Source organism: Neoroseomonas terrae, from assembly GCF_018129025.1.
In the GTDB taxonomy this organism is placed as follows: domain Bacteria; phylum Pseudomonadota; class Alphaproteobacteria; order Acetobacterales; family Acetobacteraceae; genus Neoroseomonas; species Neoroseomonas terrae.
On record NZ_JAAEDI010000001.1, the window covers coordinates 128,754 to 153,980 of the forward strand.

General features: G+C 68.8%; 21 protein-coding genes. 13 read left to right on the forward strand and 8 right to left on the reverse strand.

Annotated features, from left to right (window positions below; genetic code table 11):
• The first annotated feature begins 127 nt into the window (after nt 1–127).
• The 4 genes from GXW78_RS00655 to GXW78_RS00670 all read left to right on the forward strand — a co-directional run bounded on the left by GXW78_RS00655 (nt 128) and on the right by GXW78_RS00670 (nt 3,651).
• Complete coding sequence (locus tag GXW78_RS00655; RefSeq protein ID WP_211865125.1) at nt 128–979, forward strand: SirB1 family protein; 852 nt, start codon at nt 128–130, stop codon at nt 977–979.
• 128 nt (nt 980–1,107) lie between these two features.
• Complete coding sequence (locus GXW78_RS00660) at nt 1,108–2,076, forward strand: Bug family tripartite tricarboxylate transporter substrate binding protein (protein ID WP_211865127.1); 969 nt, start codon at nt 1,108–1,110, stop codon at nt 2,074–2,076.
• Nucleotides 2,077–2,143: 67 nt separating this feature from the next.
• Entirely contained in the window at nt 2,144–2,917 is a 774-nt protein-coding gene (locus tag GXW78_RS00665; protein ID WP_211865129.1) for a (Fe-S)-binding protein, read from the forward strand.
• Nucleotides 2,914–3,651, forward strand: coding sequence for a 2OG-Fe dioxygenase family protein (locus GXW78_RS00670; protein WP_211865131.1), 738 nt, complete (start codon nt 2,914–2,916; stop codon nt 3,649–3,651). Before GXW78_RS00665 ends, GXW78_RS00670 begins: the two co-directional genes overlap by 4 nt.
• A gap of 312 nt (nt 3,652–3,963) precedes the next feature.
• Here GXW78_RS00670 and GXW78_RS00675 read toward each other — a convergent pair whose 3' ends face one another.
• From GXW78_RS00675 to GXW78_RS00690, 4 genes are read right to left on the reverse strand one after another with little or no spacing between them, the layout of a single operon-like run.
• On the reverse strand, nt 3,964–4,683 hold the full coding sequence (locus GXW78_RS00675) for a maleate cis-trans isomerase family protein (RefSeq protein WP_211865133.1): 720 nt from the start codon (nt 4,681–4,683) through the stop codon (nt 3,964–3,966).
• A 13-nt stretch (nt 4,684–4,696) separates the two neighbouring features.
• On the reverse strand, nt 4,697–6,412 hold the full coding sequence (locus GXW78_RS00680; RefSeq protein ID WP_211865135.1) for a hydantoinase B/oxoprolinase family protein: 1,716 nt from the start codon (nt 6,410–6,412) through the stop codon (nt 4,697–4,699).
• A complete protein-coding gene (locus tag GXW78_RS00685) occupies nt 6,409–8,490 on the reverse strand; it encodes a hydantoinase/oxoprolinase family protein (protein WP_211865138.1) in 2,082 nt (693 codons plus the stop codon). Before GXW78_RS00685 ends, GXW78_RS00680 begins: the two co-directional genes overlap by 4 nt.
• A 42-nt stretch (nt 8,491–8,532) precedes the next feature.
• Nucleotides 8,533–9,498, reverse strand: coding sequence for a Bug family tripartite tricarboxylate transporter substrate binding protein (locus GXW78_RS00690; RefSeq protein WP_211865139.1), 966 nt, complete (start codon nt 9,496–9,498; stop codon nt 8,533–8,535).
• Nucleotides 9,499–9,731: 233 nt separating this feature from the next.
• Here GXW78_RS00690 and GXW78_RS00695 point away from each other — a divergent pair, with 233 nt between their 5' ends.
• From GXW78_RS00695 to GXW78_RS00705, 3 genes are all read left to right on the forward strand, one after another.
• Complete coding sequence (locus GXW78_RS00695) at nt 9,732–11,126, forward strand: aminotransferase (protein WP_211865141.1); 1,395 nt, start codon at nt 9,732–9,734, stop codon at nt 11,124–11,126.
• A 72-nt stretch (nt 11,127–11,198) separates the two neighbouring features.
• Nucleotides 11,199–12,440 carry an NAD(P)/FAD-dependent oxidoreductase gene (locus GXW78_RS00700; protein WP_211865143.1) on the forward strand — a complete coding sequence of 414 codons (1,242 nt, stop codon included), beginning with the start codon at nt 11,199–11,201 and terminating at the stop codon, nt 12,438–12,440.
• 3 nt (nt 12,441–12,443) lie between these two features.
• Nucleotides 12,444–13,925 carry a M81 family metallopeptidase gene (locus GXW78_RS00705; protein ID WP_211865144.1) on the forward strand — a complete coding sequence of 494 codons (1,482 nt, stop codon included), beginning with the start codon at nt 12,444–12,446 and terminating at the stop codon, nt 13,923–13,925.
• Here GXW78_RS00705 and GXW78_RS00710 read toward each other — a convergent pair.
• The 3 genes from GXW78_RS00710 to hisD are packed head-to-tail and all read right to left on the reverse strand — an operon-like array spanning nt 13,922 to nt 16,782.
• The gene (locus GXW78_RS00710) at nt 13,922–14,692 is read right to left on the reverse strand and encodes an enoyl-CoA hydratase-related protein (protein WP_211865145.1); all 771 of its coding nucleotides are present in this window, start codon (nt 14,690–14,692) and stop codon (nt 13,922–13,924) included. The genes GXW78_RS00705 and GXW78_RS00710 overlap by 4 nt on opposite strands.
• Before the next feature lie 11 nt (nt 14,693–14,703).
• The gene (locus tag GXW78_RS00715; protein WP_211865146.1) at nt 14,704–15,468 is read right to left on the reverse strand and encodes an SDR family NAD(P)-dependent oxidoreductase; all 765 of its coding nucleotides are present in this window, start codon (nt 15,466–15,468) and stop codon (nt 14,704–14,706) included.
• 6 nt (nt 15,469–15,474) lie between these two features.
• Nucleotides 15,475–16,782 (reverse strand): histidinol dehydrogenase, encoded by a 1,308-nt coding sequence (gene hisD, locus GXW78_RS00720; protein ID WP_211865147.1) that lies wholly within the window; start codon nt 16,780–16,782, stop codon nt 15,475–15,477.
• Nucleotides 16,783–16,947: 165 nt separating this feature from the next.
• Here hisD and GXW78_RS00725 point away from each other — a divergent pair, with 165 nt between their 5' ends.
• The 3 genes from GXW78_RS00725 to GXW78_RS00735 are packed head-to-tail and all read left to right on the forward strand — an operon-like array spanning nt 16,948 to nt 20,559.
• Nucleotides 16,948–17,817: an FAD binding domain-containing protein gene (locus GXW78_RS00725; protein WP_211865148.1), complete on the forward strand. Its 870-nt coding sequence runs from the start codon at nt 16,948–16,950 to the stop codon at nt 17,815–17,817.
• 4 nt (nt 17,818–17,821) lie between these two features.
• Nucleotides 17,822–18,304, forward strand: coding sequence for a (2Fe-2S)-binding protein (locus GXW78_RS00730; RefSeq protein ID WP_211865150.1), 483 nt, complete (start codon nt 17,822–17,824; stop codon nt 18,302–18,304).
• Nucleotides 18,301–20,559, forward strand: a complete 2,259-nt coding sequence (locus tag GXW78_RS00735) for a xanthine dehydrogenase family protein molybdopterin-binding subunit (protein WP_211865152.1) — start codon at nt 18,301–18,303, stop codon at nt 20,557–20,559. The genes GXW78_RS00730 and GXW78_RS00735 overlap by 4 nt, the downstream gene beginning before the upstream one ends.
• A 42-nt stretch (nt 20,560–20,601) precedes the next feature.
• Here GXW78_RS00735 and GXW78_RS00740 read toward each other — a convergent pair whose 3' ends face one another.
• Entirely contained in the window at nt 20,602–21,573 is a 972-nt protein-coding gene (locus GXW78_RS00740; protein WP_211865154.1) for a tripartite tricarboxylate transporter substrate-binding protein, read from the reverse strand.
• Between the two features lie 148 nt (nt 21,574–21,721).
• Between GXW78_RS00740 and GXW78_RS00745 the strand changes: the two genes are divergently transcribed.
• The 3 genes from GXW78_RS00745 (at nt 21,722) to GXW78_RS00755 (ending at nt 25,222) form a co-directional block, all read left to right on the forward strand.
• Nucleotides 21,722–23,278: a D-aminopeptidase gene (locus GXW78_RS00745; RefSeq protein ID WP_211865156.1), complete on the forward strand. Its 1,557-nt coding sequence runs from the start codon at nt 21,722–21,724 to the stop codon at nt 23,276–23,278.
• A gap of 64 nt (nt 23,279–23,342) precedes the next feature.
• Nucleotides 23,343–24,302: a Bug family tripartite tricarboxylate transporter substrate binding protein gene (locus GXW78_RS00750; protein ID WP_211865159.1), complete on the forward strand. Its 960-nt coding sequence runs from the start codon at nt 23,343–23,345 to the stop codon at nt 24,300–24,302.
• Complete coding sequence (locus GXW78_RS00755) at nt 24,299–25,222, forward strand: SMP-30/gluconolactonase/LRE family protein (RefSeq protein ID WP_211865160.1); 924 nt, start codon at nt 24,299–24,301, stop codon at nt 25,220–25,222. The genes GXW78_RS00750 and GXW78_RS00755 overlap by 4 nt, the downstream gene beginning before the upstream one ends.
• Nucleotides 25,223–25,227 lie beyond the last annotated feature (5 nt).

Below are 25,227 nucleotides of genomic sequence, written 5' to 3' on the forward strand. Positions count from 1 at the left end.
GTTCTTCGGTTTCGAGCGTCCCCGGACACGGCGCGGCCGCGGTGCGCGTGGTAACGCAGGATTGATCGGGGGAAGACGAAGCCTTTCACAGCTTGAAGGGCGGGGCTGTCGCCGCGACACTACGGCCATGCCCTTGCCCAGCCAGGATGAGGCCCGGCTCGCCCTCGACGCCGCCGGGCGCCTGCCCGACGCCGAGATCGACATCGCCGCGGTCGCGCTGCAGCTCGCGCGCGTCGACGTACCCGAGGCCGACTGGCAGGCGGCGATGGCACGGCTGTCGACCATCGCCCGCGCCGCGGTGCAGGCCGCGACGGCAGATACCGAGGCCGATGCCGGCGACCTCGAACGCCGCCGCGTCGTGCTGGCCGGCGTGCTGCACGGCCATTTCGGCCTGACCGGCGATACCGAGACCTATGACGACCTGGACAACGCCAACCTGATCCGCGTGCTGGAACGGGGGCGGGGCCTGCCCGTCGCGCTCGGCATCCTTTGGCTGCACGCGGCGGAGGCTGCCGGCTGGGGCGCGCATGGCGTCGATTTCCCGGGGCATTTCCTGATCGCGCTCGAAGGGCCGCGCGGGCAGCTCGTGGTCGATGTGTTCGCCGGAGGCCCGGCGCTGGAAGCCCCCGCGCTTCGGGCGCTGCTGAAGCGGGTGGAGGGGGAGGCTGCCGAACTGCGCCCCGGCCTGCTGCGCCCCATGGCCCGGCGCGACGTGCTGCTGCGGCTGCAGAACAACATCAAGCTGCGCCGGCTGCGCGCCGGGTCGATCGAGACGGCGCTGACCTGCACCCAGGACATGCTGCGCCTGGCCCCCGAGGCCGCGGCGCTGTGGCGGGAGGCGGGGCTGATGAACCAGCGGCTGGACCGCATCGGCGCGGCGCTCGGCTGCCTCGATAGGTTCCTCGAGCTTGTGCCGGAGGGCGAGGCGGCGGTGCGCATCCGTCGGCTGACGGTCGAATTGCGGCAGCGGCTGAACTGAAGGACCGCGGAGGGTTGCTTCCGCTTGGATCGCGACGCGCCGCGCGATCCGATATTGCGCATGACGCTGTCTTGCGGTCCGCGGCGCAGTGCGTAATTTGCCGCCAAACTTAAGCCGGAGAAACTGCCATGAACCGCCGCCTCCTTCTCGCGGCCGGCCTCGCCGCGCCCTTTGCCCGCGCCCATGCGCAGGCGGCTTGGGCGCCGAACCGCCCCATCCGCTTCATCGTCCCGTTCGTCGCCGGCGGCAGCACCGATGTGGGCGCGCGCATCATCGCCGACCGGATGAGCGAAACGCTTGGTCAGCCGGTGATCGTCGAGAACCGCGGCGGGTCGGGGGGCAACATCGGCGGGGATATCGTCGCCAAGGCGCCGCCTGACGGGCACACCATCCTGATGGGCGTGACCGGGCTGCTCTCCACGAACCGCTACATCTACCGCCAGATGGCCTTCGACCCGGATCGCGACCTGGCCCCCGTGTCCATGGCCTACACCGCGGATATGGTGATCGTGGTGACCAACAGGCTCGGCGTCCGGACGCTGGCCGAGTTCGTCACGCTGGCGAAGGCCAATCCCGGCAAATTCTCCTTCGGCTCGTCCGGCCACGGCGCTTCGACCCATACGGCGGCGGAGCTGTTCCGCCAGCAGGCCGGGATCGACATGGTGCATGTGCCCTATCGCGGCTCGGGCGCGGCGGTGAACGACCTGGTCGCCGGCAACATCGAGATGATGCTGATGCAGATCGCCGGTGCCGCGGGCAGCATCAACGCCGGCCAGCTGACGGCGCTGGCGGCGACCGGGCCGCGGCGGCACCCGCTGATCCCGAACGTTCCCTCCATCGCCGAGGCCGGCTATCCGCAGGCCGAGGCGACGTCCTGGGGCTGCGTCATGGTGCCGACCGGCACGCCGGCGCCGGTCATCCTGCGCCTGTCGCAATCGGTGCAGGAGGCGGTGGCGCATCCGCCGGTGAAGCAGCGGATGGAGACCGCCGGCGTGGATGGCGCCGCCTCGACCCCCGAGGAGCTGGCTGCCTTCCTGCGGTCGGAGAGCGCGAAGTGGAGCGCCGTGGTCCGCCAGGCCGGCATCCGCGTGGAATAGCCGATCTGCACGCCGGACGGGCAAACGGGACTGTCCGCGGGGGCGGGAGAATCCTATCCTCCCGCCCATGTCACAGAGTCAGCCGCGCGTTGCCCTGTTCGTCACCTGCCTGGTCGATCTCTATCGGCCGACGGTCGGCTTCGCGGCGATCCGGCTGCTGGAGGATGCGGGCTGCCGCGTCGAGGTGCCGCCGGTGCAGACCTGCTGCGGCCAGCCGGGCTTCAATGCCGGGGACCGGGCGACGGCGCGGGACCTCGCGCGCGCGGTGATCGATGCCTGCGGCGGTTACGACTACGTCGTCGTGCCTTCCGGATCCTGCGCGGGGATGATCGCGCACCACTACCCGTCACTGTTCGAGGACGACCCGCAATATCGTGCGAAGGCCGAGGCGCTGACGGAGCGCACGCACGAACTCGTCTCCTTCCTGCGCGACGTGCGGGGGATGGCATCGGTTGCCGCGCGCTACGACGACAATGTCACCTATCACGACAGCTGTGCCGGCCTGCGGGAGATGGGGGTGAAGGCGCAGCCGCGCGCGCTGCTCGCCTCGGTGGAGGGGCTGCGCCTGACGGAGATGGCTGACCCCGAGATCTGCTGTGGCTTCGGCGGGACGTTTTGCGTCAAGTATCCGGACATCTCGACGCGGATGGTCTCGGACAAGTGCCGGGACATTGCCTCGACGGGTGCCGGCACGCTGCTGGCGGGCGATCTGGGCTGCCTGCTGAACATGGCCGGACGGCTGCGGCGGGAGGGCCATCCGGTGAAGGTGCGTCACGTGGCGGAGGTGCTGGCCGGCATGGCCGGGGATGTGCCGCCGATCGGGGAAGGAAGCGTGTCATGACTGTTCCGGCGGGACCGCTTGCCGAGGTGGCCGCGAAGGGGTTCGCGCGCGTGCCCGGCACGGTGATGGCCGCGCTGATGGCCGAGGGCGGCAAGCCGGCGGCGCTTGCGCCGTTCTTCGCTTCCTGGGAGCGGCTGGAGACCGACGCCTTCATGCGCGACGGCGGGCGGTACCGCCGCCGGCGGATCGCGAATTTCTCGGCCGAGCCAGGCGTGCCCGGGCATGTCCGCGGCGAGCACCGGCCGCACTTCCAGGCGGTGGTGCACAACACGCTGAACGGCGGCGTGGATCGCTGGTTCGCGGCGATGGAGGATGCGGTCGCCGAGAGCCCGCCGATGCTGGCGCTGCTGGAACTCGGCCGGTCGATGGCCGAGGCGCTGCACGGCCCGCATCCCTGGTTTGTCGAGGCGCATCAGTTCCGCATCGAGGCCGTGGCGGGTGCGCCGGGATATCCCACGCCGGAAGGCGTGCACCATGACGGCGTGGATTGCGTGCTGATCGTGATGATCGCGCGCACCAATCTGGAAGGCGGCGAGACGGTCATCGAGGATGATGACGGCAACCGCCTGGCCGAGTTCGTGCTCAGCGATCCGCTGGATACGGCGATGGTGGATGATCCGCGGGTGATGCATGGGGTTTCGCCAGTGGCGCCCGCCGATGCCACGCAGCCTTCCTGCCGCGACGTTCTCGTGCTGACGTGGAAACGGGGCGGGGTGCATAACCGCGTGGGGTGAGGCCGCGGGATGGCTGGTCGGCTGTTGGCCGCGACCGTCGATGCTTGTCTTGCTGCCGGTCGGAGGGGCTCTGCCCCTCCGAACCACCCCGCCAAGTGCTTGGAGCACCTGGACCGCAAATTGTTGGTATCGGGCATGCCAGCCGCGCAGCCACTTCGACCGCGTTTCGGGCGCAGCGGCGGCTTTGGGCGTCGTTCCGACAACTCTGTCCGGCACCACAAGGAGGTTTGCAAAGGCCTTTCGGCCTTTGCTGGGGTGGCTTGGAGGGGCAAAGCCCCTCCAGCGGCAACAGCGGCGATGTGCGCCGCAGGACTATCGAAACAGGCGCCCGCAGGCGATCGATGATGTCGGGACCTGCAGCCGGCGAAGTGCCGCCCACAGCGATGCCTGGTTCGACGTCACGACCGGGACGCCGAGGACTTCCTCCAGCGCTTCGATCTGATCGAGCACCAGCAGGTTCGTGCAGGAGATGAACACCGCGTCGCAGCCCGCGATGGTGTCGCGATTGCGGAGGACCAGCGCGGCGACATCTTCGGACGGGATGGCGCGGATCTGCTCGCTGACGGCGCAGCGGAAGGAATCATAGGCCGGTACTTCGAAGCCATGATGCGCGAGGAACTTCACCTCGTGCTCGTTCATGTCCTCGGGATAGGGCGTGACCATGAAGACGCGGCGGGCACCGACGGCGCGCAGCGCTTCGAGCACGGCGGTGGACGTCGTGAATGCGGGCACGCCGATCAGGCCGGTGATGCGGTCGGCGATCTTCGTCTCATTGCCGAAGCCGTCGAGGAAGGAGCCGCTGGTGCAGCCATACATGACGACGTCGGGCCGCGCATAGGCGAGGTCCGTCGCGGCGCGCATCGCGCTGTCGCCCATCGCCAGCAGGGATTCCTTCGTCAGCTTCGCTTCGGGCCGCGACAGGCGGTTGTGGTTGGTGACGACGCCATCGGGCAGGTAGCGCGGCAATTCGCGCTCCAGCGCCACATTGGCGGGCGGGGCGATGACGCCGATGCGCTTCACGTCGTTGTTCATCGCCCCATTCCCTTCAGCGCGCCGCGCGGCGCTTGGCGGTGGCGGCCGTGTCCGGCTCACCGGCGGCGGTCAGGACGACGCCGTAGTCTGCTTCGGCCTGTTCGCGTTCGATCATGCCGTAGCGGACGTCGCGCGCGACCTGGGCGGGATCACGCTCGAACGGGTCGCCATAGCCGCCGCCGCCGGGCATCTCCACGATCAGCCGGTCGCCGGCGGGGATCACCTGGAAGCCCTTGACCTTCATCGGCGTGCCGGATCCCAGCGACAGCCGCCCGAGACCGCCCGGCGCGCCGCCGCTGCGGCCGCGGGCCGGGTACTCACCGCGTTCGAACCGTGCCTGGATGCCGAAGGCGGCGGGATCGCGATTGGCGATTTCCATCCGCTGTCCGAGGCCGCCGCGCTGACGGCCCGCACCACCGGAACCCTTGCGGTACTCCTTGCGCCAGACGACGAGCGGCGTGATCGCCTCGGTGATCTCCACCGGCACGTTGCGCACGCCCGATGGGAAGGGTGTGGCCGACAGCCCGTCCTGCTGCGGCCGCGCACCGGCGCCGCCGGAGTGGAAGGTGGTGACGTTGAAGGTGCGGACGGCGGATCCTTCCGTGCCCGTCAGGCCGTGGCCGGCGAGCAGCGACAGGTTCCACAGGCTCGACGTGCCTTCCGCGGGCACCGTGCCGGGCATCGCCTGGTCGAGGCAGCCATAGACAACGTCCGGCAGCATGTGGCCGATCACCGAGCGCGCATACACCGCTGCCGGATGCGGCGCGTTGACGATAGTGTTTTCCGGCGCGGTGACGATCACCGCATCCAGCGTGCCGGTGTTGTTCGGGATCCACGGCGCCAGCGCGGCCTTCACGCCGAAGGAGGTATAGGCCTCCGTGTAGCAGATCGGGCAGTTGATCGCGAAGCGCGACAGGCCGGTGGTGCCGGCGTAGTCCACCAGCACGCGGTCGCCGGCGATGGTCAGCGTCGCGGCGAGCGTCACCGGCGCCTCGAAGCCGTCGATGGTCATGGTCGCGGACCAGGAACCCTGCGGCAGTTTCGCGATGACGTCGGCCATGGCGCGGCGGGATCGGGAGATGACTTCCTCGCCGAGATAGTCGAGATCGGCGAGGTTGAATTCCCGCATCATCTCGACCAGGCGCTTGCCGCCGGTCTCGTTGCAGGCAACGAGCGCGTAGATGTCGCCGACGACCTGCACGGGCTCGCGCACATTGGCGCGGACCATGCCGAGCAGGTCCTCGTTCATCACGCCCTGCCGTGCCAGGTACATCAGCGGGATGTAGAGGCCCTCGTGATAGACCTGCCGTCCCTCCGCGCTGACGCCGAGGCCGCCGATGTCGACGACATGCGTGGTGCAGGCGAAGAGCGCGATCGGCTGGCCGTCGAGGAAGATGGGCGTCACGACCGTCAGGTCGAACAGATGGCCGGTGCCCTTCCACGGGTCGTTGGTGATGAGGATGTCGCCATCCTTCAGCGTCTCCGCCGGGAAGGCGTCGAGGAAGTGGACGACCGAGCGCGCCATCGAGTTGATGTGCCCCGGCGTGCCCGTGACCGCCTGCGCCAGCATCCGGCCCTTCATGTCGAAGACGCCGGCGGAGATGTCGCCGGCCTCGCGCGCGGCGGTGGAGAAAGCGGTGCGGACCAGGGTCTGGGCCTGTTCCTCGACGACCGAGAGCAGGCGGTTCCAGAGGATCTGGATTTCGATCTCGCCGATCGCATTGCTCATCGGGCGGTCCTTTCGATCAGCAGATGGCCGGCGGCGTTCGGGCCGGCGGTGAAGCCATCGGGCACCAGGGTGGAGGTCTCGGCTTCAACGATCACGGCAGGGCCGGCGATGCGGGCGCCGGGGGCGAGCGACGAGCGATCATAGATCGCAGCATCGACGGGGCCGCCGGTGCCGGGGTCGATGATGCGGCGCGTGCCGGCAGGCGCCGGTGCCTTGGCCGGGGTTGGATCGGCGATGCGTGCGGGCAGGGGCTTCGCCTCGGCGAGCGACAACGTCCAGGTCAGTACCTCGATTTCGAGCTTCGGGATGATGCGGCCATAGAGCGCGTTGTAGGTGGCTTCGAAAGCCGCCTTGAACACGTCGAGGCTGGTGACGTCATAGGGGCCATCCGGCAGCGTCACCGCGACCTCATGCCCCTGGCCGCGATAGCGCATGAAGCCGGTGCGGATTTCCTGCAGCTTGGCGCCCGGGGCGCCGAGGCGCACCACGGCCTCAGCTTCCGCGCGCATCGATTCGTACAGGCCGTTGATGAGCGGTGCATCGAAGGCGTTGAGGCTGACGAGGCGCGTGCGCACCACCTCATACCCGATCGGCGCGCCGAGGAAGCCGTGCGCGGAACCGACGCCGGCGCCGACCGGCACCAGCACGCGATCCATGCCGAGCTTCGCCGCCATGCGCGCCGCATGCAGCGGCGCAGCACCCCCGAAGGCGATCATGGTGCGGCCGGCGGTCTCCTTGCCGTTCTCGACGGCATGGACGCGCGCGGCGGACGCCATGGTTTCCGTCACGATCTCGGTGATGCCGAGAGCGGCGGTTTCCGGCGTCATGGACAGCGGCGTCGCGACGGAGCTCGTGCAGGCGGTGACCGAGGCCTTCGGGTCGAGCGTAATGTAGCCGCCGGCGAAGAGGGCAGGGTCGATCCAGGACAGCACGAGGTCGGCGTCCGTGACGGTCGGGTTCGTGCCGCCGCGGCCGTAGCAGGCCGGGCCGGGCATCGACCCCGCGCTGTCTGGACCGACCGTGATGCGGCCGAGGCCATCCACGCGCGCGATGGAGCCGCCGCCGGCGCCGATCTCGACCATGTCGATCACCGGGATGCGCACCGGAATGCCGCTGCCCTTCACGAAGCGCGCGGCGCGGGCGATCTCGAAGTGCCGGGCCTGCTGCGGCTTCATGTCGTCGATCAGCGTGATCTTCGCCGTCGTGCCGCCCATGTCGAAGGCCAGCGCGCGGTCGATGCCGTTCTCGGCGGCCAGGATCTGCGCGAGGATCGCGCCGCCGGCCGGGCCGGATTCCACCAGCCGGATCGGGAAGCGGCGCGCGGTCTCTACCGTGGTGATGCCGCCCGAGGACATGATGAGCAGCAGCGGGCAGGTTGAGCCCAGCGACTTCAACCCATCCTCCAGCCGCCGCAGATAGCTTTCCATCAGCGGCAGGACGTAGGCGTTGGCGACGGTGGTCGAGGTGCGCTCGTATTCGCGGATCTCGGGGCAGACCTCGGAGGAGATCGCGATCACCTCCTCCGGCAGGTACCGGGCGAGGATCTCGCGCGCGCGCTTTTCATGAGCGTCATTCTGGTAGGCGTGCAGGAAGCAGACGGCGAGCGCCTCGATGCCTTCCGCCTTGGCAGCGGCGCCGATGCGGTCGAGCGCAGCTTCCTCCATCGGCAGCAGCACCTCGCCATCGGCGGCGACGCGCTCGGGCACCTCGAAGCGCAAGGGGCGCGGCACCAGTGGCTCGGGGCGCTCCATGTAGAGATCATATTGCTCGAAACGGTGCTCGTAGGCGATTTCGAGGGAATCGCGGAAGCCTTCCGTCGTGACCAGCGCGGTCTTGGCGCCCTTGCGCTCGATCAGCGCATTGGTCGCGAGCGTCGTGCCGTGGATGACGAGGGCCAGATCCGCCGCCGTGATGCCGGCCTGGGCCAGGATGGCGGCGGTGCCTTCCAGCACCGCGCGTTCCGGCGCGTCATGCGTGGTGAGGACCTTGGTGGAGAGAGACCTGTCGGGCAAAGCGAGAACGAGGTCGGTGAAAGTGCCGCCGATATCGACGGCGAGGCGCGCAGTCTTGGTCATCATGTCCCTTGCAGCGGTAAAAGCGAGCGGCAGGAGGCGCCCGCGTCAGTCGGCGCGGATGTTGGCGGCCTGGACGACGGCCCGCCAGGTCTCCAGCTCGTTCCGCACGAAGGCGGCGAAGGGGACGGGGGGCATCGGCGCGGCGTCGAAGCCGAGGCGGCCGAGCATTTCCTGGATCTCGGGCCGGGCGAGGACCTTCGCGATGTCGGCGGCCAGGCGGTTGCGGATCGGTTCCGGGGTGTCAGGCGCGGAGACGATGCCGTACCAGTTGGAGATGTCGAAGTTCGGCACCTCGGCCCCGACGGAGGGTGTCTGCGGGGAGGCCGCCCAGGGCGTGGCCGAGCTCACGGCGAGCAGGCGGAGCTGTCCCTGTTGGACCATCGGCCAAGCCGAGGAATCGGAGAAGAAGATGTCCACATTGCCGGCGATTAGGTCGGTCAGCGCCGGGCCGGTGCCACGATAAGGAACATGCACCATGTTGGTGCCGAGGCGCAGGTTCATCAGCTCGCCCGCGAGGTGCGTGCCGGTGCCGACGCCGCCCGAGGCAAAGCGGATGGCATCCGGTTGGCGCTTGATGAGGGCGACGAACTCCGCAAGGTTCTGCGCCGCGAGGCTGTTGCGGCACACCAGCAGCAATGGACTGCGGGTGACCATGCTGATGTAGCTGAGGGTCAGCGGATCGTATGGCGTCGGCCGCACGACAGGGCCGGCCGTCATGTTGCCGGGGCTCACCAATGTCATCGCATAGCCGTCGGGCGGCGACTTCGCCACGGCGTCGACGCCGATCGCGCCGCCGGCGCCGGCGCGGTTCTCCACCACAACGGGCTGGCCAAGCAGTGCGCCCAGCGGTTCGGAGAGGATCCGACCCACCGCGTCGACGCCACCACCAGGAGCGAAGGGAACGATGAGGCGCACAGGGCGTGTCGGATAGGATTGGGCGCGCGCAGGGCGCGCAACGCCGGCAGCGAGCGCGGCGCCGGCGAGGATGCGACGGGTGATCGACGGGCTCATCGATGCAGAACTCCTGTGCGATGGCCGTGACGGAGGCAGTCCCGATGGCGATCCGGTCGTTCACTGCCGGCAGCCTGGACGCGGAGCCTAGACCGGCATCGGCGAAGGGGGAATGGGGCAGGCACGGGAGAATGTGAAGTGCTCACCCTGCGGTCTTCGCACTTTCCTCCGGCGCCAAGCCGCGCGACGATGCCCGCGACATCATTCCCACCCAGCAGCCGCGAGGTGCCGCCATGTCCCTGACCAACCAGCCCGATCCCGAGGCGCGCCGCCGCGTCGTCGCGCAGGACCTGCAGAACGTGATGCATCCGATCGTGCAGCATCGCGCGCTGGAGACGTCCCAGATCGTCGTCACCGGCGGCCAGGGTTCGACCATCATCGATGCGGATGGCACCACCTATCTCGACGCCATGGCCGGGTTGTGGTGCGTGAACATCGGCTATGGCCGCTCTGAACTCGCCGAGATCGCGGCCGAGCAGATGCAGCAGATCGCGTACTACCCGCATACGGCGATGAACCTGCCCGCGGCGCGGCTCGGCGAGCAGATCAACGGGCTGATGGGGGGCGGATACCACAGCTACTTCGCCAACTCGGGATCGGAGGCGAATGAGGCGGGATTCAAGATCGCGCGGCAATACGCGAAGCATGAATTCCCCGGCCAGTTTCGCTTCAAGACCATTGCCCGGCAGTATGCGTATCACGGAACGACGCTCGCGACGCTCGCCGCCGGCGGCATGGGCGAGCGCAAGACGAAGTTCGAACCCTATGCAGGCGAATTCATTCATGTGCCGGCACCAACCTGCTACCGCTGCCCGCTCGGGCTGGAATCCGGCAGCTGCGGCATGGCCTGCGCAAAGCTGATCGAGACGACGATTCTTGCCGAAGGCCCGCAGACGGTCGCGGAGATCATTGTCGAGCCGATCATGTCCGCCGTCGGCGTCGCGGTGCCGCCGGACGAATACCTGCCTTATGTCGAGAGCATCTGCCGCAAGTACGACGTGCTGCTGCATGTCGATGAGGTGATCAACGGCTTCGGCCGCACCGGCAAGATGTTCGCCCACCAGCATTACGGCATCAGCCCGGACATCATGGCGATCGCGAAGGGTATCGTCTCGGCCTACTTGCCCATCGCCGCGACCGTGGTGAAGGACAAGGTGTTCGAGAGTTTCCTCGGCGAGGTCGCGGAAGCGCGCCAGGTGATGCAGGTGAACACCTATGGCGGGCATCCGGTCGCGGCGGCCGTTGCGGTACGCAACATCGAGATCATGCTGGAGGAGAAGCTGCCCGAACGCGCCGCGACCATGGGCGCCTATCTCATGGACGGCTTCAGGGACCGCCTGTTCCGCCATGGCATCGTGGGCGATGTCCGGGGCAAGGGGCTGTTGATCGGCATCGAGCTCGTCACCGATCGGGAGAGCAAGGTGCAGCTCGACGGTGCGCTGGTGCAGGGGGTGGTGGATTTCTGCAAGGCGAATGGCGTGATCGTCGGGAGGTCCGGCGGAGGGGTACGGCATTCCAACACCATCGTGCTGTCGCCGCCGCTGGTGATCACGAAGACCGAATGCGACACGCTGATCGAGGTGCTGGACAAGGCACTGGAGGCGACGGTCGCGAAGCTGAAAGGCTAAGCCGACATGCCCCCTCGCCATGCCGCGCCGCCGGACTAGAATGCATGCGGTGGATGCGGGGGCCTTGGCGGCATGCCTTCTTCAGTGATCGTTCTCGGCGCGGGTATGGTCGGGGTGTCCGTGGCGCTGCACCTGCGGCGCCGCGGCCATGACGTGCTGCTGGTGGACCGGCAGGAGCCGGGCCTCGGGGCATCCTTCGGCAATGGCGGGCTGATCCAGCGCGAGGCGGTGCACCCGCACGCCTTCCCGCGCAACGCCGCCGAGATTATGCGCATCGCGCGCAACCGGTCGATTGACGCCTACTACCACTGGGGCGCGCTGCCGGGGCTGGCCACCCCGCTGCTGCGGTACTGGTGGCATTCGGAGCCGCAGCGCTATGCCCGTATTGCCGAGGCTTATGCGAAGCTGATCGAGACCTGCCTCGACGAGCACTACGCCTTCGCGCGCGACACCGACGCGATGCCGCTGCTGCGGCCGATCGGTTGGATCCGGATGTTCTCGGACGAGGCAACCTTCGGCCTGGCCCTGCGGCAGGCGGAGGAAGGACAGCGGCTGCATGGCGTCAACTTCGCCTCGATGGACGGCAAGGCGTTGGCCGAGGCGGAGCCGGCATTGCTGAAGGCGCGCTTCGGGGCGATCCACTGGACCGATCCAGTATCGTGCAGCGACCCCCACGCGCTGGTCATGGCCTATGCGCGGCAGTTCGAGGAAGCGGGCGGGCGCTTCGTCATGGGGGATGCGACGTCCCTGTCCCGTGCCGGCGCAGGCTGGCGCGTGCAGACGGCCGATGGGCCGAACGACGCAGAGAAGGTCGTCGTGGCCCTCGGCGCCTTCGCGAACAAGGTGACGAAGCCGCTCGGCTACGATCCGCCAACCTTCGGCAAGCGCGGCTATCACAAGCACTTCGCCCTGCAGGGCAACGCGGTGCTGAACCGGCCCGTGCTGGATACCGAAAGCGCCTTCCTCCTCGCACCGATGCGCGCCGGCGTGCGGCTGACGACCGGCGCGGAGTTCGCCGGCATCGATGAGGCGCCGACACCAGTGCAGCTGGCCCGCGCCGAACCCGTGGCGCGCACGCTGCTGCCGCTGGGCGATGCGGTGGAGACCCAGCCCTGGATGGGCGTGCGCCCCTGTACGCCGGACATGCTGCCGATCATCGGCAGGCTGCCGAAGCAGGACGGCGTCTGGTGCGCCTTCGGTCATGCGCATCAGGGCTTCACGCTCGGGCCGACCACCGGCCGTCTGGTCGCCGAGATGATGGACGGTGAGACGCCGTTCATCGACCCCACGCCCTATCGCCCGGAGCGTTTCTGAACCATGCGCATCGCCGTCCTGCAGTTCGCGCATGAGACCGTCACCTTCCTGCCCTTCGACACGACCGAGGACGACTTCCGTTATCCGGGGTCGCCCGCCGTCGGGGAGGCGCTGCTGGCGACCGACCCGAAGGGGTACATGGGCGGCTTCGTGCAGGTGGCGCGCGAATTCGATGGCGTGGAGCTGGTCGGGATCGAATCGCCGCTCTGGCCGAAAACCGGCACCGGCTCCGGCTGGATCACCAACGAGGCGTTCGAGACTTTCGTCGGCAATCAGATCGAGGCCTTGAAGGCGCGGGGGCCGTTCGACGGCGCCTATCTCGCGCTGCACGGCGCGATGGGCGTGCGCGGCGTGCCGCGGCCGGAGGCGGAGATCGCGAAGCGCGTCCGCGCGGCGCTTGGGCCGCAGGCACGCATCAGCGCGACCTTCGATCCGCACGGCAATGAGGATGAGGAATTCCTCCGCCACGCTGACCTTGCCTTCGCGGTGAAGTTCTTCCCGCATTACGACATGCATTTGCAGGGGCAGCGGGCTGCGCGGATGCTGGTGCGGGCGATCCGTGGCGACTACCGCCCCGCCAGCGTGACCCGCAAGCTGCCGATCCTAGCGCCGACGGTGATGATGTGGACCGGGGCGCCGCCCTGGTCGGAGCTGATCCAGCGCGCGCTGGTGTGGGAAGCGCGGGAGCCGGATCTCTTCGTCAACGTCTATTTCGGCTTTCCGTGGTCGGACGTGCCGGATGCCGGCATGACGTTCCAGGTGATCGCGAACGACAATCCGGCGCTGGCGGAACGCGTCGCGGAAGACATGGCGGGCTGGGCGTGGCGGCGCCGGGCGGATCTGGTGAAGGCCGCCACGGTGCATCGTATCCGTGACGGCGTGACGCGTGCGAAGCAGGCCGTCGCGGAAGGGCGCGAGCCGGTTGTGTTGGCCGACCACAGCGACCGCTCGGGCTACGCGACTTGGCTGCTGCGCGAGGTGATGGATCAGGGGCTGTCACGCACGTTGATCGCAACCATCGCGGCGCCGGAGGCGATCGCGTCCCTGGCCGGCGCGAAGCCCGGCGACGCCGTTGATGTCGAGATCGGCGGCCGCGTCGATCCCTCGGCCGGGGAGCCGGTGCGGATCGTGGGCCAGGTGCTGCTGGTCTCGGATGCGACGACGTCGCGGGCGAAGGGGAAGGGCCAGAACTGGATCGCCATCCGTTTCGGCGACCGCAACGTCGTCGTGCTGAGTCCCTTCCTCGTGCAGATCATGGAGCCTGACGAGCTTTGGGGCCTCGGGCTGCGCGCGGCCGATTACGACGTCATCGCCATCAAGTCGCGCGTGCATTTCCGCCGCGGCTTCGACGACAGCGGCTTCGCACCGACCATCCTGCTGGTCGAGCCGGACGAACCCTTCCTGGGCACCGTGCGGCTCGACGCGCTTCCTTACGAGCATCTGCGACCCGCCGACTACTATCCCTACGGCGGCCCGGCGGATTAGCGGTTCTTCCAGTCCGGCTTGCGCTTTTCGGCAAAGGCCTTCGGGCCTTCGATGTAGTCCTCGCTCTCAAGGTTGCGCTGCTGCGCAGGGTAGATCGTCGTGATCGCCTCGCGCAGGGTCGGCTTGTCCATGCCGGCATAGACCGCCTGCTTCGACGCACGCACGGCGAGCGGCGAGCATTCGAGGATCAGCGCCGCCCACCGCTTGGCGGCTTCCAGCGCTTGGCCCTGGGGGACGACCTCGTTGACGAAGCCGAGCGTGTGGCCCTCGGCGGCGGAGACGCGACGACCCGTCAGGATCATGCCGAGCGCCTGCTTCTGGCCGATCATGCGCGGCAGGCGATGCACGCCGCCGGCGCCGGCGATCAGCCCGACGCGGGGTTCGGGCAGGGCGAAGACGGCGTTCTCGGCCGCGACGATCAGGTCGCAGGCCAGAGCGATCTCGAAGCCGCCGCCCATGGCGACGCCGTTCACCGCAGCGATCACCGGCTTGTCGAGATCGAAGCGCAGCGTCAGCCCGGCGAAGCCGGTGCGCGCGGACGGGCCGCGCTTGCCCGCCGCCTGGATCTTCAGGTCATTGCCGGCGGAGAAGGCACGATCGCCGGCGCCGGTGACGATGGCGACCCACAGATCCGGGTTGGCGGCGAACTCGTCCCACACCTGTTCCAACTCGTGATGTGCCTCGCTGTGCAGGGCGTTCATCACCTCGGGGCGGTTCAGCGTGACGATGCGCAGGCGGCCTTCATCCTGCACGATGCAGTGCTTCATGGTGTCTCTCCCTAATCTGCGGTCCAGCCGCCATCGACGACGATAGACGACCCGGTCATCAGTGCCGACGCATCGCCGGCCAGGAAGACGATGGCGCCCATCAGGTCCTCGACCTGGCCGATGCGGCCGAGCTTGATCTTCGCGACCACACTTGCCTTGAAGACGGGGTCCTCGAAGAAGGGGCGGGTCAGCGGCGTTTCGATGAAGGTGGGGCAGACCGTGTTGACGCGGATGCGATGTGCGGCGAGGTCGACCGCCATGGCCTTGGTCATGCCCTCCATCGCCCATTTGGAGGCGCAATAAATGGTGCGGTTCGCGCCGCCGACGTGGCCCATCTGGGAGGAGATGTTGATGATCGAACCCGGCCTGCCCACCGCCATCAGCCCCTTCGTCACCGCCTGCGCGACGAAGAAGGCGGAACGCAGGTTGAGGTCCATCACCGCGTCGTAGTCTTCGTGCGTGACGTCCACGAAGGTCTTGGGACGGTTGGTGCCGGCGTTGTTCACCAAAACGTCGAAGGGCTCCGCGGCCGCGATGGCGCGTTCCGCGGCCGGGACGTCCGTCAGGTCCAGCACCATCGTCGCGGCGGCACCGCCCGCTGTACGGATGGCATCGGCGGCGGCCTCGATCTCGCTCGCGGTGCGCGCGGCGAGCGTTACATGCGCACCGGCTTCAGCCAGGCCGGCGGCTGCCGCGAGTCCGATGCCGCGCCCGGCACCCGTCACCAGCGCGCGCTGGCCGTCCAGCCGGAAGGAGGGTGTTTTCGGAAGCTGCATGGGGCTTCAATCCACTGCCGTCGCATAGGGAACGTTGCGCCCGCCATAGCGGCGGACGCGGATATTGGCTTGCTCCGCATGGCCCGCGAAGCCTTCCAGCATGCACAGGCGTGAGCAGTATTCCCCGATCATCGCCGACGCTTCATCCGTCAGCACGCGTTGGTAGGTGACCGTCTTGAGGAACTTGCCGACCCATAGGCCGCCCGTGTAGCGCGCGGCCTTCCTGGTCGGCAGGGTGTGGTTCGTGCCGATCACCTTGTCGCCGTACGACACATTGGTGCGCGGTCCGAGGAACAGGGCGCCGTAGTTGGTCATGTTGGCGAGGAAGTAGTCCGGGTCGCGGGTCATTACCTGCACATGCTCGGAAGCAATTCGATCGGCCTCGCGGACCATCTCCTCCTCGCTGTCGCAGACGATGACTTCACCGTAGTCTTCCCATGCCTTCCGCGCGATGTCGGCGGTCGGCAGGATGGTCAGGAGGCGTTCGACCTCCGCCATGGTCTCGCGGGCGAGCTTCTCCGAACTGGTCAGTAAGATCGCCGGGGAGTTCGGTCCGTGCTCCGCTTGGCCAAGCAAGTCGGTCGCGCAGAGCTCGCCGTCGACCGTTTCGTCGGCGATGACCAGCGTCTCGGTCGGGCCGGCGAACAGGTCGATGCCGACGCGGCCATAGAGCTGCCGCTTGGCCTCGGCGACGAAGGCATTGCCGGGTCCGACCAGCATGTCGACCGTATCGATCGTCGCTGTGCCGAGCGCCATGGCGCCGACGGCCTGGATGCCGCCCAGGCAGTAGATCACATCGGCCCCCGCCAGATGCTGCGCCGCGACGATGGCCGGCGCGGGGCGACCCTCGAAGGGCGGGGCACAGGTGATGATGCGCTGGCAGCCTGCCACCTTCGCCGTAACCACCGACATATGCGCCGAGGCCAACAGCGGATACTTGCCGCCAGGCACGTAACAGCCGACCGAGTTCACGGGAATATTCTTGTGGCCAAGGACCACGCCCGGTAGCGTCTCGACCTCGATGTCGCGCAGCGCATCCTTCTGGACTTGCGCGAAGTTGCGAACCTGCTCCTGAGCGAAGCGGATATCGTCGAGGTCGCGGGCGGAAAGCTGGGACAGGCAGTCGCGGATCTCGGCGTCGGTCAGGCGGAAATCCTGGCGGTCCCACTTGTCGAAGCGGATCGACAGTTCCCGCACCGCATCATCGCCGCGCGTCGCGATGTCGGCGAGGATGCCCTCGACGGTCGCGCGGACCTTCGCATCGTCCTCGGCCCGCGCCTCGGCGTCGCGGCTGCGCTTCAGGTGACGGGCCATCGTTTCCTCCTGCATCGGCGCCCAAGGCGTCGCCCCGCGGGCCGGCCATTGTCAACAGGGGGGTTCCGCCGAAGCCCCAGCCGTCCTAGCCTTTGCGGGACGGCACGCCCCGGCGTGATCGGGGAGGTGTGCCTGCGATGCGGGCAGCGAGGGATGGAAGCAGGAATGACAGAGATCCGATACCTGGCGCCGGGTTCGCTCGATGAAGCGGTCAAGGCCTTCGCTGCCGCCTCCGGCGCGGCGAGCATCCTGGCGGGCGGCACCGACCTGCTGGTGCAGATGCGGGCGGGTGTGCGGCAGCCCGGAACGATCATCGATATCAAGAAGATCCCGGCGCTGACCGCCATCGAGGAACTGGGCGGCGGCGCCTTCCGGATCGGCGCGGCCGTGCCGGGCGCCGTGCTCGCCGAGCATCCGACCTTCGGCAAGGCCTGGCCCGGCGTGCTTGAGGCCATCAACCTGATCGGGTCGAAGCAGGTGCAGGGACGGGCGTCCCCCGGCGGCAACCTGTGCAACGGCTCCCCCGCCGGGGACAGCGTGCCCGCCATGGTCGCCGCGGGTGCGGTGGTGACGATCCAGGGGCCGAACGGGGGGCGCGAATTGCCGGTGGAAGCGGTGCCGGCGGGGCCCGGGCGTCTCAACCTCACGCCGGGCGAGATCGTCGTCTCCTTCACCTTCCCCGACCGGCCGAAGGGGTCATCCGACGCCTATCTGCGCATGATCCCGCGGACGGAGATGGACATCGCGGTGGTCGGACTCGCCGTGAACCTCTCCATGGACGGCGGCGTGGTCACGGCCGCGCGGGTGGGCCTTGGCGCCGTCGCGCCGACGGTGCTGCTGGTCGGGGACGCGGCGGCGGCGCTGGTCGGCTCGCGGCTGGAGGATGCGGCGCTGGAGAAGGCGGCCGACGCTTGCCGCGCGGCCTGCAATCCCATCAACGACAAGCGCGGCACTATCGCCTACCGCACCAAGGTGGCGGGTGTGCTGTTGAAGCGCGTCGCGGCCATCGCGGCCCAGCGCGCCGGAGGGAACTGACGCCATGGCGAAGATTCACGTGAGCACGACCATCAATGGGGAGCCGCTCGAATACCTTTGCGATGCCTCCGCCTCGATGCTCGACATCCTGCGCGGGCCGCTTGGCCTGACGGGCACCAAGGAAGGCTGCGGCACCGGCGACTGCGGCGCGTGTTCGGTCACCGTCGATGGGCGGCTGATGTGCTCCTGCCTGATGCTGGCGGTCGAGGCCGAGGGCAAGCAGATCGGCACCATCGAGGGCATGGCCCAGGGCGGCGAGTTGCATCCGCTGCAGCAGAAGTTCTTGGAAATGGCGGCGTTGCAGTGCGGCATCTGCACGCCCGGCGTGCTGATCTCAGCGCGCTCCCTGCTCGAGAAGAACCCCGACCCGACCGAGGAGGAGGTGCGCTTCGGCTTGGCCGGCAACCTCTGCCGCTGCACGGGCTATGACAAGATTGTCCGCGCCGTCATGGAGACGGCCGCCGAGATGCGGGAGGCTGCCCGATGAACGAGATGTCCACGAAGTGGATCGGCGCGCGCACGATCCGTCCCGACGGCGCCGACAAGGTGACCGGCCGTGCACAGTACAGCGCGGATTACAACATGCCCGGCATGGTCTGGGGGAAGATCCTGCGCAGCCCGCACGCGCATGCGGCGATCCGGTCCATCGACACGTCGAAGGCCGAGGCGCTGCCCGGCGTGAAGGCTGTCGTCACGGCGAAGGACATGGTGTCCTTCCCCGTGGACAAGGCGGTCGCGCTCGGCATCCAGGACATGCGCTGGATGGCGCGCAACATGCTGGCGCATGAGAAGGCCCTGTTCCACGGCCACCCGATCGCGGCCGTCGCCGCGATCAACGAGCAGGTCGCAGCCGAGGCCTGCAAGCTGATCGTGGTGGATTACGAGGTCCTGCCGCACGCGATCGAGATCGAGGACGCGATCAAGCCCGACGCGCCGATCCTGCACGACTTCATGAAGCATGAGGGCAAGCCGTCGAACATCGCCGGCACCATGGTGCTGAAGGCTGGCGACATCGAGAACGGCTTCGCCGAGGCGGACGTCGTCGTCGAGCGCACCTTCACCACGCGTCCGGTGCACCAGGGCTACATCGAGCCGCATGCCTGCACCGTCTCCTATGCCGCCGATGGGCGGGTGACGATCTGGTCGTCGTCGCAGGGGCAGTTCATGGTCCGCGCGATGACGTCCCTGCTGACCGGCATCCCGCAGAGCAACATCCGCGCGATCCCGGCCGAGATCGGCGGCGGCTTCGGTGCCAAGACGATCGTCTATCTCGAGCCCGTCGCGGTGCTGCTGTCGAAGAAGTCCGGGCGGCCGGTGAAGATCGTCATGTCGCGCGATGACGTGCAGCGGGCGACCGGCCCGGCGCCGGGTTCGCTCATGACGGTCAAGATCGGCGCGAAGAAGGACGGCACGCTGGTCGCGGCGAAGGGCGACTTCTACCTCCAGGCCGGCTGCCTCCCCGGTTCGCCGCTGCGCGGGCCGGTGGGGTGCTCCTTTGCGGCCTACGCAATCCCGAACGTTCTCTCGACCGGCTATGACGTGGTGTCGAACCGTTCGAAGGTTGCGGCCTATCGCGCGCCCGGTGCGCCCCACGGCGCCTTCGCGGCGGAGACCGTCCTGGACGAGATCGCGGAGAAGCTCGGCCTCGATCCGCTCGAGATGCGCATCCGCAACAGCGTGAAGCCGGGCGACAAGGCGATCTACGGCGCGGTCTTCGGCGACGTCACCTTCACCGAGACGGTCGACGCGATCCGCAAGCACCCGCACTACAAGGCGCCCCTCGACAAGAACCCGCGACCGGGCGTGAAGCGCGGCCGCGGGGTCGCCTCGGGCTTCTGGTACAATGCCGGCGGTGAATCCTCCGTCCAGGTGAACATCACCGAGGATGGCAACGTCGTCGTCACCACCGGCCATCCGGATGTCGGCGGCAGCCGTGCCTCCATCGCGAATGTCGTCGCCGAACTGATCGGCATCGAGCATGGGCGCGTCAACGTCATCATCGGTGACACGCAAACCATCGGCTTCTCGAACCTCACCGGCGGCAGCCGCGTGACCTTCGCCTCGGCCATGGTCGCGACCGCGTCCTGCGAGAAGGTGATCGGCCAGCTCAAGGACCGTGCGGCGAAGATCTGGAAGATAGACGCCGACGCGGTGAAGTGGGAGGACGGCATGGCGCTGCCGGCCGGCGACAATGCCGGCAAGTTCCCGCCCCTCTCGCTCAAGGAGCTCGCCGCCAAGGCGAATGAGATGGGCGGGCCGATCGGCACGCAGGTGCAGCTCAACACCACCGGCGCCGATCCCGGCTTCGCCACGCATTGCGTCGATGTCGAGGTGGATGTCGATCTCGGCATCATCCGCGTGCTGCGCTACACGGCGGCGCAGGATGTCGGCCGCGCGCTGCATCCGAGCTATGTCGAGGGGCAGATCCAGGGCGGCGTGGTGCAGGGCATCGGCTGGGCGCTGTCGGAGGAATACCTCTACGACAAGAATGGGAAGGTCGATAACGCGACGTTCCTCGATTATCGCATGCCCGTCTGCTCCGACGTGCCGATGATCGAGGCGCTGGTCATCGAAATCCCGAACTCGAAGCACCCGCAGGGTGTGCGCGGCGTGGGTGAGGCACCGATCGTGCCGCCGCTCGCGGCGATCGCGAACGCCGTCTACGACGCGCTGGGCAAGCGGTTCTTCGCGCTGCCGATGTCGCCGCCGAAGGTGACGGAGCGTCTCGACGCCGCGGATTGATCGTGCCGGAGAGGGGCGGCAGCCCCTCTCCGATCCGCGGCATCAGTCGGCGTAAGCCCCCGCCGCCTGGATGATCGGCCGCCAGCGTTCGATTTCCTCGACATGGTAGCGCCGGTGGAAGGCGATGCTCGAGCGCTCCGGCGTCGCCGGATCGGTCTGAAGTTCCGCGAAGCGTGCCCGCAGCCGTTCATCCTGCATCGCCGCGACCAGCGCGGCGTTGATGCGCTGCTGGACCGCCTCGGGCGTGCCGGCCGGGGCGAACAGCCCGTGCCAAGTGCTCATCGCAATGACGGGCGAACCGGCTTCGGCCGTGGTCGGCACATTCGGCAGGCCGGGAAGGCGCGCCGGGCTGCTCACGGCGAGGGCACGGATGCGGCCGTCGCGGATGAAGGGCACGGTGTTGGTCGCCTGGTCGCAGAGCAGATCGATCCGGCCAGCCATGAGTTCGGTGATGGCGGGCGCTGTGCCGCGGAAGGCGACGATGGTCATGCGGTTCTGCGCCTGCTGCTGCATCAGCAGGCCGCAGAGATTGGCGGCCGAGGCGAGGCCGGCCGTGCCGATGTTCAGCGCCTCTCCGCGCCGGTTGATCTCGCTGACCAGGCTGCGCATGTCCTCGGCCGGGAAGCCGGGGCGGGCGATGACCGTCATCGCCGCATCCGACACGAGGCCGAGCGGAGCGAAGGCCGTGGCCGTGTCGAAAGACAGCCGCCGGAACAGCGTGGCGCCGGCGGCAAGGCCGACATTCGACATCAGCAGCAGGTAGCCATCCGGCCGCGCCTGCGCGACACGCTGCGCGCCGACATTGGCCGGCGGTGTGTTCTCAACCACCACGGGTTGGGGCAGGTGGCGCGCCATCGCTTCGGCGACGATGCGGGAGATGACGTCGGTCGGCCCGCCTGCGGCCGCACCGGCGACGATGACGACCGGGCGGTCAGGGTACTCCTGCGCCCCTGCGGTGAATGGCGCGAGCGCGAGCATCGCGGCGCCGAGGAGAATCCTGCGGTACGGTTTCATGGTGCTTCCCTCCCGGCGGGCGGTTCCCATGGCACCCGCCCGCTTCCTGTCGTTACGCGCATTCTTGCCGTGAATCGTCGGGCCGTCACCACTTCCTGCGCGTGCCCGGCCGATTGCGCCGCTGTCCCCTGCGGGTCAGGATCGCGCCATGACGGATACCCCGATCGAACGCGCTGCCGCGGCGCTGCCCCGCCTCTATCCGGGCCCCGGGGGGGCCGCCGCCGTGCTTCGCGACGGTCAGGTCGTCCTGCGCCATGCCTGGGGGTTCGCGAATGCCGAGCGGCGGACGCCCTTCACGCCCCAGAGCCTGTTCCGGATGTGCTCGATCACCAAGCAGTTCGCCTGCGGCACGCTGTTGGACCAGCTCCCGGACCCGACGGTGCTCGACGCCGATCTGCGGGCGCGTCTGCCGCTGCTGGATGGCGCGACGCCGGGTACGCTGCATCTCGCGCATAATCAGTCAGGTCTGCGCGACTACTGGGCCTTGGCCATGCTGCACGGCTCGCCGGCGGAGGCCCCGTTCGGTCCGGATGAGGCCCGCAGCGTCATCGCGGGGACGCGCTCCCTGCAGTTCCGGCCCGGCGCACAGTATTCCTATGTGAACCAGAATTTCCGCCTGATCACCGAGATGCTGGAAGCCCGAACGGGCCGTGGCTTCGCCGAACTGCTGCGCACCGGGATCTTCGAGCGGGCCGGCATGGAGACAGCCTTCCTCGCTGCCGACACGCGCGCAATGCCGGATGGCACCGAGGGGTATGAGGGCACGCAGGAGTCCGGCTTCCGCCCTGCGGTGAACCGGATCCATTGGACCGGCGATGCCGGGCTGGGCGCGTCGCTGGACGACATGATCGCCTGGGAGAAGCACATCGATGCGACGCGCGACGATGCCGCGTCGCTGTACTGGCGGCTGTCGGGACCGGTTTCCTTCGCGGACGGCGCGCCGGCGTCATACGGCTACGGGCTGGCGCGCAGCACGGAGTTCGGTCGCGCCGCGACCGGGCATGGTGGCGCGTTGCGCGGCTGGCGCAGCAACCGCATCCATCTCGCGGGCGAACGCATCTCGGTGGTGGTGATGCTGAATCACCTGTCGGATGCGCATGCGGCGATGCTGGACCTTCTTGCGGCGCTGCTGGGGGAGGAGCGTACGACACCGCCGGCCGACCTGCCGCCCCCGGATTGGTGCGGCGCCTGGATCGACCCGGAGACCGGCCTTTCGGTGCGCATCGATGCAGCGTCCCCCGGCAGGGTCCGGCTGCGCTTCGGCCATAGTGCCGAGATGCTCGAGCTGCGGCCCGATGGCGCTGCGTGCAGTCCGCAGACCCGTCTGACCATGACGCCGCAGGGGCTGCGCATGGAGCGGACGAAGGACCATCGCTCGGTGACGCTGCGGCCTGCCGAGGGCCGGCCGAGGATCGACGCCACCGGGCGCTACCGCTGTGCGGAACTCGATGCGGAGCTGGCGATCGCCGATGCCGGGGGCGTGCTTTATGGCGGCTTCTCGGGCTTCCTCGGCCGTGGCCGGATGGAACTGCTGGAGGCGATCGGGCCCGACCTTTGGGCGCTGCCTTGTCCGCGCGCGCTGGATCACACGCCACCGGGTGACTGGACCATTGCCATTCGCCGCGACGCGGCGGGGAAGGCGACGGGCGCCACGATAGGCTGCTGGCTGGCGCACGGGCTGCAATACGAGCGCGTCGGCTCCTGACGCGCGCCACTGGACCGGGACCGCGCCGTGACGCAGGCTGGCGCGAAATCAGGAGGAACCGGCCATGACCTTCCGCCGTCGTGCGGTGCTGGGCGCCGCCTTGCTGCCGCTGTGCCGCCCGGCGCTGGCACAGGGTTTTCCGACGCAGCCGCTGCGCCTGATCCCGCCCTATCCGCCGGGCGGCGGTACCGACACCGTCGCGCGGCTGCTGCTGCCGCACATGATGTCCCAGCTCGGCCAAAATATCGTGGTGGAGAACCGCGGCGGCGCGGGTGGCGCCATCGGAGCGGGGGAGGTCGCGCGCTCGCCGAAGGATGGCCACACCATGCTGCTCGATAGCATGGGCCATGTGGTGAACCCGACGCTGATGACGGGGCTGCCCTTTGACTACGCGACGGCCTTCGCGCCGATCACGCAGCTCACCTGGCAGCCGCAGATGCTGGTGGTCGCGGCGAATGCGCCGTGGCGGAGCGCGGCGGACCTGGTCGAGGCCGCGAAGACGAGGCCGATCTCCTACGCGTCCTCCGGCAACGGCACGGGCGCGCATCTCGCCATGGTGGAGTTCGCGCGCATCGCCGGCGTCGAGATGACGCACGTGCCCTATCGCGGCGGCGGACCGGCCATGACGGACCTGATCGCGGGGAATGTCGGCTGCGCGTTCGCCTCCGCAGCCGCAGCCACGGCACATGTGCAGGGTGGGCGGCTGCGCGCGTTGGGAGCTGCCGGGCTGCGGCGCATCTCCTCTCTGCCGAGCATGGCGACGCTCGACGAGCAGGGTTATCGCGGCTTCGACTTCGATGAATGGAACGGGCTGTGGACCGTCGCGGGCTCACCACCTGCCGCGGTGATGCGCCTGCACGCGGCGGCCATCTTCGCGCTGAACCAACCCGACGTGCGGCAGCGCATGGAGCAGATCGGCATCGTCCCGCTGGGCAGCAGCCCGGAGGAATTCGCCGCATTCGTCGCCGCGCAGCGGGAACGCGCCGCGCGGCTCATTCGCCTCGCCAACATCACGCTGGGATGACCATGTACGCCGCACCGCCTTCCGTCACGGCCGAGATCCACACCGAAGTGCCGCAAGCTCTGCGCATCCGCGATCGCGGCAGCGAGTGGCTCTATGGCCGGCCTGGCCCGACGCCGGATTGCTTCCTGGAAGGCCCGTCCTTCGATCGCGACGGGACTCTGTGGCTCACGGACATCGTCTTCGGCCGCCTGTTCAAGGTGAGCCCCGCCGGCGAGTGGAGCGTCGCCGCCGAGTATGAGGGCGAGCCGAACGGCCTTGCCTTCCATCGCGACGGCTGGGCGGCCATCACCGACCAGAAGCTTGGGCTGCTGCGCTTCGATCCGGCCAGCGGCAAGATCTCCCCGCTGCTCCCGCGCGCGCGGCGCGAGGCCTTCCGCGGCATCAACGACTGCACCTTCGCGATGAACGGCGATCTCTACTTCACCGACCAGGGGCAGACCGGTCTGCATGACCCTGCGGGCCGGGCCTATCGCCTGCGCGCCGGGGCGAGCCAGGCCGACGCGCTGGTGTCCAACGTGCCGAGCCCGAACGGGCTCGTGCTGACGCCTGACGGGCATACGCTCTACGTCGCGGCGACGCGCGACAACGCCATCTGGCGCGTGCCGATCACCGAGGATGGCGGGGTGATCCGCGTCGGCCGCTTCATCGCCATGTCGGGCGGGCTGGCGGGGCCGGACGGCATGGCGCTGGACGCCAAGGGCAATCTCGTCGTTGCCCATGCCGGCATGGGCACCGTCTGGATTTTCTCGCGCCTTGGCGAGCCCTTGTTGCGCATCCGCTCACCGCGCGGTCTCGGCACCACCAATGTCTGCTTCGGCGGGCCGGAGAACCGCGACATCTTCATCACGGAGAGCGAGACCGGCACCGTGCTGCGGCACCGCTGGGAGCATCCGGGCCAGGCCCTGTTCGCGCACGTCTGACGCCG

Excerpts from the sequence above, each read along its gene's own strand:
- GXW78_RS00695 (WP_211865141.1), top strand. The coding sequence starts at position 9,732 with ATGTCCCTGACCAACCAGCCCGATCCCGAGGCGCGCCGCCGCGTCGTC.
- GXW78_RS00750 (WP_211865159.1), top strand. The coding sequence starts at position 23,343 with ATGACCTTCCGCCGTCGTGCGGTGCTGGGCGCCGCCTTGCTGCCGCTG.
- GXW78_RS00685 (WP_211865138.1), bottom strand. The coding sequence starts at position 8,490 with ATGATGACCAAGACTGCGCGCCTCGCCGTCGATATCGGCGGCACTTTC.
- GXW78_RS00675 (WP_211865133.1), bottom strand. The coding sequence starts at position 4,683 with ATGAACAACGACGTGAAGCGCATCGGCGTCATCGCCCCGCCCGCCAAT.
- GXW78_RS00705 (WP_211865144.1), top strand. The coding sequence starts at position 12,444 with ATGCGCATCGCCGTCCTGCAGTTCGCGCATGAGACCGTCACCTTCCTG.
- GXW78_RS00690 (WP_211865139.1), bottom strand. The coding sequence starts at position 9,498 with ATGAGCCCGTCGATCACCCGTCGCATCCTCGCCGGCGCCGCGCTCGCT.
- GXW78_RS00700 (WP_211865143.1), top strand. The coding sequence starts at position 11,199 with ATGCCTTCTTCAGTGATCGTTCTCGGCGCGGGTATGGTCGGGGTGTCC.
- hisD (WP_211865147.1), bottom strand. The coding sequence starts at position 16,782 with ATGGCCCGTCACCTGAAGCGCAGCCGCGACGCCGAGGCGCGGGCCGAG.
- GXW78_RS00710 (WP_211865145.1), bottom strand. The coding sequence starts at position 14,692 with ATGAAGCACTGCATCGTGCAGGATGAAGGCCGCCTGCGCATCGTCACG.
- GXW78_RS00740 (WP_211865154.1), bottom strand. The coding sequence starts at position 21,573 with ATGAAACCGTACCGCAGGATTCTCCTCGGCGCCGCGATGCTCGCGCTC.
- GXW78_RS00745 (WP_211865156.1), top strand. The coding sequence starts at position 21,722 with ATGACGGATACCCCGATCGAACGCGCTGCCGCGGCGCTGCCCCGCCTC.
- GXW78_RS00715 (WP_211865146.1), bottom strand. The coding sequence starts at position 15,468 with ATGCAGCTTCCGAAAACACCCTCCTTCCGGCTGGACGGCCAGCGCGCG.
- GXW78_RS00755 (WP_211865160.1), top strand. The coding sequence starts at position 24,299 with ATGACCATGTACGCCGCACCGCCTTCCGTCACGGCCGAGATCCACACC.
- GXW78_RS00665 (WP_211865129.1), top strand. The coding sequence starts at position 2,144 with ATGTCACAGAGTCAGCCGCGCGTTGCCCTGTTCGTCACCTGCCTGGTC.
- GXW78_RS00680 (WP_211865135.1), bottom strand. The coding sequence starts at position 6,412 with ATGAGCAATGCGATCGGCGAGATCGAAATCCAGATCCTCTGGAACCGC.
- GXW78_RS00730 (WP_211865150.1), top strand. The coding sequence starts at position 17,822 with ATGGCGAAGATTCACGTGAGCACGACCATCAATGGGGAGCCGCTCGAA.
- GXW78_RS00655 (WP_211865125.1), top strand. The coding sequence starts at position 128 with ATGCCCTTGCCCAGCCAGGATGAGGCCCGGCTCGCCCTCGACGCCGCC.
- GXW78_RS00725 (WP_211865148.1), top strand. The coding sequence starts at position 16,948 with ATGACAGAGATCCGATACCTGGCGCCGGGTTCGCTCGATGAAGCGGTC.
- GXW78_RS00735 (WP_211865152.1), top strand. The coding sequence starts at position 18,301 with ATGAACGAGATGTCCACGAAGTGGATCGGCGCGCGCACGATCCGTCCC.
- GXW78_RS00670 (WP_211865131.1), top strand. The coding sequence starts at position 2,914 with ATGACTGTTCCGGCGGGACCGCTTGCCGAGGTGGCCGCGAAGGGGTTC.
- GXW78_RS00660 (WP_211865127.1), top strand. The coding sequence starts at position 1,108 with ATGAACCGCCGCCTCCTTCTCGCGGCCGGCCTCGCCGCGCCCTTTGCC.